The organism is Rahnella rivi, assembly GCF_019049655.1.
Taxonomy (GTDB): Bacteria; Pseudomonadota; Gammaproteobacteria; order Enterobacterales; family Enterobacteriaceae; genus Rahnella; species Rahnella rivi.
Genome location: NZ_JAFMOX010000024.1, coordinates 1 through 1,734 on the forward strand (window position 1 = coordinate 1; position 1,734 = coordinate 1,734).

Annotated in this window: 1 rRNA gene; it reads left to right on the plus strand. The window is 53.4% G+C overall.

Going from position 1 to position 1,734, the window contains the following annotated elements:
• Positions 1-1,734, plus strand: a 23S ribosomal RNA gene (locus J1779_RS00155); the annotation flags it as partial.

Below are 1,734 nucleotides of genomic sequence, written 5' to 3' on the forward strand. Positions count from 1 at the left end.
ATAGGGGAGCCGTAGGGAAACCGAGTCTTAACTGGGCGTCAAGTTGCAAGGTATAGACCCGAAACCCGGTGATCTAGCCATGGGCAGGTTGAAGGTTGGGTAACACTAACTGGAGGACCGAACCGACTAATGTTGAAAAATTAGCGGATGACTTGTGGCTGGGGGTGAAAGGCCAATCAAACCGGGAGATAGCTGGTTCTCCCCGAAAGCTATTTAGGTAGCGCCTCGTGAACTCATCTTCGGGGGTAGAGCACTGTTTCGACTAGGGGGCCATCCCGGCTTACCAACTCGATGCAAACTACGAATACCGAAGAATGTTATCACGGGAGACACACGGCGGGTGCTAACGTCCGTCGTGAAGAGGGAAACAACCCAGACCGCCAGCTAAGGTCCCAAAGTCATGGTTAAGTGGGAAACGATGTGGGAAGGCATAGACAGCCAGGATGTTGGCTTAGAAGCAGCCATCATTTAAAGAAAGCGTAATAGCTCACTGGTCGAGTCGGCCTGCGCGGAAGATGTAACGGGGCTAAACCATGCACCGAAGCTGCGGCAGCGACGCTTAGGCGTTGTTGGGTAGGGGAGCGTTCTGTAAGCCGTCGAAGGTGACCTGTGAGGGTTGCTGGAGGTATCAGAAGTGCGAATGCTGACATAAGTAACGATAATGCGGGTGAAAAACCCGCACGCCGGAAGACCAAGGGTTCCTGTCCAACGTTAATCGGGGCAGGGTGAGTCGACCCCTAAGGCGAGGCTGAAAAGCGTAGTCGATGGGAAGCTGGTTAATATTCCAGCACTTGGTGTTACTGCGAAGGGGGGACGGAGAAGGCTAGGCTAGCCGGGCGACGGTTGTCCCGGTTCAAGCGTGTAGGGGGTGTGACTTGGTAAATCCGGTTACATATTAACCCTGAGGCGTGATAACGAGCCACTACGGTGGTGAAGTAGTTGATGCCATGCTTCCAGGAAAAGCCTCTAAGCTCCAGGTAACACGAAATCGTACCCCAAACCGACACAGGTGGTCAGGTAGAGAATACTCAGGCGCTTGAGAGAACTCGGGTGAAGGAACTAGGCAAAATGGTGCCGTAACTTCGGGAGAAGGCACGCTGGCGCGTAGGTGAAGGGACTTGCTCCCGGAGCTGAAGCCAGTCGCAGATACCAGCTGGCTGCAACTGTTTAATAAAAACACAGCACTGTGCAAACACGAAAGTGGACGTATACGGTGTGACGCCTGCCCGGTGCCGGAAGGTTAATTGATGGGGTTAGCAGCAATGCGAAGCTCTTGATCGAAGCCCCGGTAAACGGCGGCCGTAACTATAACGGTCCTAAGGTAGCGAAATTCCTTGTCGGGTAAGTTCCGACCTGCACGAATGGCGTAATGATGGCCAGGCTGTCTCCACCCGAGACTCAGTGAAATTGAACTCGCTGTGAAGATGCAGTGTACCCGCGGCAAGACGGAAAGACCCCGTGAACCTTTACTATAGCTTGACACTGAACATTGAGCCTTGATGTGTAGGATAGGTGGGAGGCTTTGAAGCGTGGACGCCAGTCTGCGTGGAGCCAACCTTGAAATACCACCCTTTAATGTTTGATGTTCTAACTCGGCCCCGTAATCCGGGGTGAGGACAGTGTCTGGTGGGTAGTTTGACTGGGGCGGTCTCCTCCTAAAGAGTAACGGAGGAGCACGAAGGTTAGCTAATCACGGTCGGACATCGTGAGGTTAGTGCAATGGCATAAGCTAGC